At 45.7% G+C, this 7,734-nt stretch carries 4 protein-coding genes and 4 pseudogenes; 3 read left to right on the top strand and 5 right to left on the bottom strand.

The genetic code is table 11. The features are described 5' to 3' along the window. Window positions 1-247, bottom strand: a pseudogene (locus N5P32_RS04725) (thymidylate synthase); the annotation flags it as partial. Window positions 248-411: 164 nt separating this feature from the next. Here N5P32_RS04725 and N5P32_RS04720 point away from each other — a divergent pair. Both N5P32_RS04720 and N5P32_RS04715 read left to right on the top strand, forming a co-directional pair. Then, a pseudogene (locus N5P32_RS04720) lies at window positions 412-917 on the top strand (dihydrofolate reductase). A 6-nt stretch (window positions 918-923) separates the two neighbouring features. Next, window positions 924-1,342: pseudogene (locus N5P32_RS04715) on the top strand (secondary thiamine-phosphate synthase enzyme YjbQ). Window positions 1,343-1,361: 19 nt separating this feature from the next. On the opposite strand, the gene N5P32_RS04710 reads toward N5P32_RS04715, so the two are convergent. The 3 genes and pseudogenes from N5P32_RS04710 to ilvD form a co-directional block, all read right to left on the bottom strand. Next, window positions 1,362-2,651 carry a PAS domain-containing protein gene (locus N5P32_RS04710; protein WP_265727990.1) on the bottom strand — a complete coding sequence of 430 codons (1,290 nt, stop codon included), beginning with the start codon at window positions 2,649-2,651 and terminating at the stop codon, window positions 1,362-1,364. Between the two features lie 26 nt (window positions 2,652-2,677). Continuing rightward, a complete protein-coding gene (locus tag N5P32_RS04705; protein WP_265727989.1) occupies window positions 2,678-3,520 on the bottom strand; it encodes a 23S rRNA (adenine(2030)-N(6))-methyltransferase RlmJ in 843 nt (280 codons plus the stop codon). A 93-nt stretch (window positions 3,521-3,613) separates the two neighbouring features. Further along, a pseudogene (gene ilvD / locus N5P32_RS04700) lies at window positions 3,614-5,459 on the bottom strand (dihydroxy-acid dehydratase). A 160-nt stretch (window positions 5,460-5,619) separates the two neighbouring features. Here ilvD and N5P32_RS04695 point away from each other — a divergent pair. Then, window positions 5,620-6,840 (top strand): EAL and HDOD domain-containing protein, encoded by a 1,221-nt coding sequence (locus tag N5P32_RS04695; RefSeq protein ID WP_265727988.1) that lies wholly within the window; start codon window positions 5,620-5,622, stop codon window positions 6,838-6,840. A gap of 516 nt (window positions 6,841-7,356) precedes the next feature. Here N5P32_RS04695 and fdxA read toward each other — a convergent pair. Then, window positions 7,357-7,680, bottom strand: a complete 324-nt coding sequence (gene fdxA, locus N5P32_RS04690) for a ferredoxin FdxA (RefSeq protein WP_012071401.1) — start codon at window positions 7,678-7,680, stop codon at window positions 7,357-7,359. Window positions 7,681-7,734 lie beyond the last annotated feature (54 nt).

Here is a 7,734-nt window from a genome sequence, read left to right as displayed (position 1 = left end):
ATGTTTTGGCGCCGAGTGCGCGAAAATCCGCGGCGTTATCGTAACCTTCGCAAATACCCAATGATTTCAGCAATGGCAAGATTTCCAGTAGCTTTTTCGTGTCGTGACAAGCGGAAACTCGCCTTTGCTTACATCGTAAGTAAGGCTCGGCGTTAATAACAGTGAGACAGCGTTTTCCTGTACGTTCGTTGTTGACCCATTCGCCTTCACTGACGATGCGGTTGCAAAGATCTAAGTACTGTTTCATAAGTGTGCCTTGTCTGTTTAGGTCATGACGAATACGGTAAGTGCAGGTTAGAAAATGCAATCTAGATTGTCATGGGTATAATAAATGCCATTGATTATATCAGAACCCGTACGCTCAAGAAGCCCAAGAGTGGATGAGCGTGAAAAATGAATGAAGGTAAGCCTATGTTGTCCCTTATTGTTGCCATGTCGACCAACCGCACTATTGGTATTAATAACTCGTTGCCTTGGCATTTGCCAAATGACCTTAAATATTTCGCTGCCACTATGGGCAAGCCGATTGTTATGGGGCGTAAGACGTTTGAATCGATTGGCAAGCCGCTACCGGGTCGTCGCAACATAGTGATCAGTCGCACCCTGCCTATCAAGCAGAGGGGATTGATGTGGTGACGACGCTGGAAGAGGCGATTTCCCTTGGTGAAGATATTTGTTTGGTTAATGGTCAAGAAGAAGTCATGGTGATTGGCGGTGCTCAGATTTATCAATTGGCGCTTGAGCGCGCAGACCGTTTGTACATTACTCATGTGGACGCTGACGTCAAAGGTGATGCGTTTTTCCCAGAAGTAGACTGGCCGTCTTTTACCTTAATCGGTGAAGAGGCGTTTGCCGCTGAAGGCCCCAACCCTTACGATTATCGTTTTTCTGTTTACCAAAGAACCAGTGCAGAGTAATTCGTTATGTGGCAGCAAGTTGAAATTCAATTGCCAGAGATGCGCCGAGGTTTTCATTTGATCACAGATCAAGTGGAATCGGCTTTGTTTAAATTGACGCCGGTTTCAATAGGGCTGTTGCATGTTCAGCTATTACATACGTCGGCATCGTTGACCATCAATGAGAACGCCGACCCATCGGTTCGTCGAGATATGGAGCGCCATTTTTCGCACATGGTGCCGGAAGATCAACCCTACTATGAACATATTTACGAAGGTCGTGACGACATGCCCGCCCATATAAAGGCCAGTATGTTGGGTTCATCTTTGACGATTCCAACTGAGATAAGCGGTTATGCTTGGGGATTTGGCAAGGCATTTATTTGGGTGAGCACCGAGATCATGGTGGTGCGAGGCGGATGGTTTTGACTCTGCAAGGCGAATAACACTGAGTAATAATGGTTGTTAAAAACAAACACGCCGTATTGTTGCAATGCGGCGTGTTTGTTTATGGTGACTTTTCGGATAACTTGTTTCAGTTAACGACGATTTGTTTACACTTGGCTTGTCCATCTTCAACCGCTTGGTTGGCGCTGAGAGCGAGTTCTTCGATCGTTTCACCGTCTTCAGGGAATGCGGCAATACCAATACAAAATCCATAGGATCTGAATTGCCTTCAAGCAGTGTGGATTTCTCCTCTTCTGTTGGATTGATAATGTGATTCAGCAAGGTCTTAGCATCGCGTACGCTGGTGTTAGGCAATAATAAGAGTAATTTGTCGGGTTCCACTCGGGCCAATACGTCGGCTTCGCGTATCTTTTTGTAGATATAACGAGCGGACGTTTGGATGGCGATATTTCGCGCCTCCATGGAAAGTTGGCTTAGACGATCATTAGCATCCAAATTTATTTTTGCCATGGTCAATGGTGTGTATTGGCGTTTGGCTAAACCAAGTTGCTTTTTAAAGTGTGTTAATGCCGCGCTTCGTGTTAGTAGCCCTGTTAACTCATCAAAAGTCGCTTGGTTGCGTAGGTGTTCTTCTAACGCTTTTTGATGGCTTATGTCTACCATGAAGCCAATCACTTTCTTGATGCTGCCATCAGGTCCTTTTGTATAACTTCTGCCGCGTTCTTTGACCCAAAGGTAGCGTTGGTCACCCGTCAAAATACGGTATTCGACTTCATAGTAATCTTGGTTCAACGCAACGTGCTCGTTTACCACTGTGGCGAGTTTCTTAACATCGTCAGGATGAACTATTTTGTGCCAGTCCGCGGTTGAGCGCGGTGTTTTGTCCAACGGATAATTAAGAAGCGTCGCAATGGATTTCGAGCAAGAAACCAAGTCTGATTCTGTTTCCCAAATCCACAGTCCCGCAGACGATTCCGTTAAGGCGTATTTAAGTAAAGTGTTTTCAGCCGCGGAAAGATCCATGTGATCAGTATTGTAGACACAGGCAAGTACAGAGTCGCCGAGGTCTTGCAATTCCAACTGCATATTGATGAGTTTATCGCCCACTCGAATCAAGCTCTCGCAACGCTCAATGCTGCCGCTTTTTACTTTTTGGTTGAGCAGATGCCAGCTTTGAGAGGACGCATCATCGCACAAGGTTTCCCAAGAGGCCGCGGGAGCGGCGTTCAGGTGCTCGAACAGTATCTCAAAATTGCGGTTGTACGATATCAATTTGCCAGTATTGCTTTCTATTATAAAAGCAGGCGTAGGCATGTGCTTAAACGCTTGTTCGAAAGGGGTACTCATGACTCGCTCCTTTATAAAAATACCGATTACTCAGGGGTGATCCATGTCACTTGGAAATCGGCTTCGCTGTCTTCTGCTAATAGTTTGCTTAATACTGGCAAGAATTCTTTGGCTTCTTTTTCGAGTGTCCATGGTGGATTGACGATGATCATACCGCTTCCTGCCATGCCGCGCTCTTGTTCTGTGTTTCTAATGCAAAGTTCTAGTAATAAGGTGTTTTTGATTTTAGTTGCTTTGACGGCCTTCAATAGGTCATCTGCTTGCTTACGATTTAACACAGGATACCATATGGCATACGTGCCTTGAGGAAAGCGTTTGTAACCATCCTCCAACGCTTGAACCACGTATTGGTAATCTTTTTTGACTTCGTACGGTGGATCCATCAGAACAAAACCACGTTTTTGCGGTGGCGGTAACATGGCTTTGACAGCCGCGAAGCCATTGTCTTTGACCACATTGGCTTTGCGTTTGTTGGGGAACAGTGCCGCTAATATTGGGTAGTCGTTTGGGTGCAGCTCGCATAAATGTAGCTTGTCTTTTTGGCGCACGTAGTAGTCGACAATTTTTGGGCTGCCTGGATAAAACTCTAACGTGTCTGTTGGGTTCATTTCTCGGACAATGTCCAATAGACCTTCCAATGGTTCTGGTAGGTTGCCTTCTGTTAACAGTCTGGCGATACCCGTGTGAAACTCTTTATTTTTTTGTGCCTGCTCAGAACGTAGCGAATATTGACCAATGCCAGCATGGGTATCTAAATAGAAAAAAGGCGCCTCTTTTTTGACAAAGTGACGACATATTTGACTGACGGTCAAATGTTTTAAAATATCAGCGTGGTTGCCTGCATGATAAATATGGCGATAGCTGAGCATGGTCTTTCCTGTAATGTAGGGTTCTATTGATAATGAAAAAGGCCGCAGCGCCTATATATGGCAAAGCGGCCTTTACGTATTGCTTGTTGGATATTAGTCGATTTGACTAATATCGCGTACTGCACCTTTATCCGCGCTGGTTGCAAAGTGTGCGTACACTTTAAGTGCTGGCGATACCTTGCGAGGACGTTCTTCTGCAGGCTTCCAAGCGCTAGCGCCTTGAGCGTTCATCGCATCGCGGCGTGCTTGCAGTTCTTCATCACTGAGAAGCACATTAATGGTACGGTTTGGAATGTCGATGCGAATAATATCGCCGCTTTGTACCAAACCAATAGCGCCGCCAGCAGCCGCTTCAGGTGAAACGTGACCGATAGACAAACCGGATGTACCGCCAGAGAAACGACCATCTGTTAGCAAAGCACAGGCTTTACCAAGACCTTTGGATTTGATGTAAGACGTTGGGTAAAGCATTTCTTGCATGCCCGGTCCGCCTTTTGGTCCTTCGTAACGTACGATAACCACTTCACCCGCTTTGACTTTGTCATCCAGAATGTTTTTAACCGCTTCGTCTTGAGACTCTGTAATGTGAGCTGGGCCTTCAAACACGAGGCAAGATTCGTCTACGCCAGCGCTTTTCACCACGCAGCCATCAACCGCAATGTTGCCGTAAAGTACAGCCAAGCCGCCTTCAAGAGAGAATGCGTTCTCAATCGAACGGAAACAACCGTCTTTACGATCACCGTCCAGTGAAGGCCAGCGAGTTGACTGACTGAATGCGGTTTGTGTTGGAATGCCCGCAGGGCCTGCTTTGTAAAACTCGATTACCTCAGGCGTTGGTGAACGCATGATGTCCCATGTTTCGAGCGCTTCTTCAAATGTTTTTGAATGGACAGTGTGACATTGATTGTGAAGCAAACCGGCACGGTCTAATTCACCCAACAAGCCAAAAATACCACCGGCGCGGTGCACGTCTTCGATGTGATATTTTGGTGAGTTTGGCGCGACTTTACAAAGCTGAGGAACTTTACGTGACAAGCGATCGATGTCTTCCATTGTGAAATCAACACCCGCTTCACGAGCGATGGCCAGCAAGTGAAGGATGGTGTTGGTGGAACCGCCCATAGCAATGTCTAGTGTCATGGCGTTTTCAAACGCTTCGAAGCTCGCGATTGCTCGAGGAGCCCAGTTCGCTTCGTCGTTCTCGTAAAAACGTTTAGTGATGTCGACAATGCGATGGCCAGCTTCAACGAATAATCGGTGACGATCAGAGTGCGTCGCCAATGTGGTGCCGTTGCCAGGTAAGCTGAGACCCAGTGCTTCGGTTAGGCAGTTCATGGAGTTCGCAGTGAACATGCCAGAACAAGATCCGCACGTTGGGCAAGCAGAGCGCTCATATTCGGCAACTTTTTCATCCGATGCGGTAGGATCCGCGGCGATAACCATCGCATCAACCAGATCCAGTTTGTTTTCTGACAGTTTGGTTTTACCCGCTTCCATTGGGCCGCCAGAGACAAAAATAACCGGAATGTTTAGGCGCATGGCGGCCATCAGCATCCCCGGTGTGATTTTGTCACAGTTTGAAATACATACGAGTGCGTCTGGCGCAATGCGCGTTCACCATGTACTCTACTGAGTCGGCGATAAGGTCGCGAGAAGGGAGGCTGTATAGCATACCGTCATGACCCATGGCGATACCGTCGTCAACAGCGATAGTGTTAAACTCTTTCGCAACACCACCGGCTTTCTCGATTTCACGAGCAACAAGTTGTCCCATGTCTTTTAAATGGACGTGACCCGGTACAAATTGCGTGAAAGAGTTAGCGACCGCGATGATTGGCTTTTGAAAGTCGTCGTCTTTCATGCCAGTAGCGCGCCATAGGGCACGAGCTCCAGCCATGTTGCGGCCTGAAGTGGTAGTCTTGGAACGGTAAATTGGCATTATTTTCCCCACAGATTGTGCTTTATTTTGTTTTATATAGCTGTCTACATTGAATGACTCCATGTTACCAAGATTATTGTCTATGCCCAATGGCAATTTTTAGGCAATATTGAGACACTGTTAAAAATCGATACAGATACTTTCTTGGAATGGAAATATTATGGCCGAAAATTTCTTATCAGCTCACTCAACAGTTTCTTTGGCAAGGCAGCCCATCGTCGACAGTCGCCTTGCGGTTATGGGGTACGAGCTTTTCTACCGTAAAAATGCTGTGGCTATTCAAGCGGATGTCATCGATGAGGTCGGGGCAACGGCGCAAGTGATTTCTGCCAGCTTGTTTGAGCTTGGTATGGACAATTTAGTAGGTGCAAACAAAGCTTTTATTAACTTCCCTCGCGCGTATTTATTAAGCCCCAGCGGCATGTCTTTTGATAAAGATAATGTGGTTATCGAAGTGTTAGAAAATGCGGGTTATGACGCGATATTGCTGTCTTCCTTACGACGCTGGGTGAACGCAGGGTATTCAATCGCGTTAGACGATTTCGTTTTCCACAGTAAACTAACGCCTTTTGTTGAATTGGCCGATTATATCAAGTTGGATATTTTGGCGTTAGGGCATGAAGGATTCCATCAACAGCTGGAATTGTTAAAAGGGTTTAAAGCGCAGGTCATCGCTGAAAAAGTGGAAACGTGGGAAGATTATCAATTCTGTCGTTTATTGGGAGTGGAATACTTCCAGGGGTACTTTTTCGAAAAACCGGAGTTGGTGTCGAGTAAGGCTTCTAAGGTAAACAGCATGACGTTGCTGCAGCTTATGTCCTCTCTTTTGAACACGTCTACTTTGAGTATGGATGATTTAGAAGGGATCGTAAGCCAAGATGCTGGCTTGGTGCATAAGTTGCTTCGCTATTTGAACTCCCCTGTAACAGGCTTGGTCGCGTCGGTGGACTCTGTCCGTTTGGCGATTATGCTGATTGGCGCGGAAAAGTTGAAAGCGCTAACCAACCTGTTGTTAATGTCAGAAATGGTGGGTGATCGACATGTGTTGCTTGAGCAGATTATGGTTCGAGCGAAGCACGCGGAGTTGTTCGCGCAAAGCCGAGGTTACAATAACCAAGATAAATATTTCCTTGCGGGTATGTTGTCTATGATTGATGTCTGCACCGGAATGCAGCTGGAAGAAGTGCTGGGTGAGTTGCCACTTCCTAATGAGTTTATCAACGCCATTGTTCATCGGTCTGGAAGAGTGGGTAACGCGCTTGATCTGGTTGAGCATTATAGTAATGGCCACACGATTAAGAATGCTCAGGATTTAGAAGACCTGAAAAAAACCTATTTCAGTGCCATTAAATGGGCGGATGAGTTTTTGGAGGTGGTATAGGTTGCGATGCCTGTAGGCTTTTTCTGACATGGCTGTAGGCTTTTCCTGTGTGTTGTGTGGCTAAGTGTTCGTTTCTTGCTTGTTTGTTTTTAAGTTGTTGATTTATAACTATAAAATTAAAATTTTAGATCGTTATCGATATTTGATTAAATTTTTAAAACTGCTAAATTAGATCTTATCCAAACGATTTCACGGATGAAAAAGCACATGAAGTGCGTAATACAATACCAAAGATGGTGTTAAGGATTGAACTGGGATGTTCATGGAAAACGGATGGTCCATAGGAATACCATGGTTTGATGGAATGCACCATGTGACGAAGGACAGTTTGGAAGCGTTAGGGTTGCGCGAACAATGATGTTTTACTCATCGGAAGAGTTGCTTAACAGGAAGTGAGCAAAAAGTAGGGTTGCCAATAGGCGCCCTTTTTTTTGCCTAAAACTTACTGTCGCCAATATTCAAATCAAAAAAAAGCGACTGAGACGTCGCTTTTTTTTGATTTGTCTTAGGATGACATTAGCGCTCTAAATGCTCTAATTTATCTTCAACACCATCCCATTGCGCCGCATCAGGAAGCGCGTCTTTTTTCTCGGCAATGTTTGGCCAAATCAAAGACAGGTCACGGTTCAATTCAACAAACACTTCTTGGTCTTCCGGTAACTCGTCTTCAGAGAAGATAGCGTTGGCTGGACACTCTGGTTCGCACAATGCGCAGTCGATGCACTCGTCAGGATTGATGGCCAAAAAGTTTGGACCTTCATAGAAGCAGTCAACAGGACATACTTCGACACAGTCAGTGTATTTGCAGCGAATGCAGTTATCGGTAACGATGAAAGCCATTCGACTTCTCCTTACAAGCTATAAAAAATGATTGCGCACTATTTTAGTGGTATA

The sequence above is a fragment of the Marinomonas pontica genome, assembly GCF_026191375.1.
Classification (GTDB): Bacteria; Pseudomonadota; Gammaproteobacteria; order Pseudomonadales; family Marinomonadaceae; genus Marinomonas; species Marinomonas pontica.
The sequence above is the reverse complement of the archived record's forward strand: the minus strand, read 5'-3'. Positions and strand labels throughout refer to the sequence as shown.

Excerpts from the sequence above, each read along its gene's own strand:
- N5P32_RS04710 (WP_265727990.1), bottom strand. The coding sequence starts at position 2,651 with ATGAGTACCCCTTTCGAACAAGCGTTTAAGCACATGCCTACGCCTGCT.
- N5P32_RS04705 (WP_265727989.1), bottom strand. The coding sequence starts at position 3,520 with ATGCTCAGCTATCGCCATATTTATCATGCAGGCAACCACGCTGATATT.
- N5P32_RS04695 (WP_265727988.1), top strand. The coding sequence starts at position 5,620 with ATGGCCGAAAATTTCTTATCAGCTCACTCAACAGTTTCTTTGGCAAGG.
- fdxA (WP_012071401.1), bottom strand. The coding sequence starts at position 7,680 with ATGGCTTTCATCGTTACCGATAACTGCATTCGCTGCAAATACACTGAC.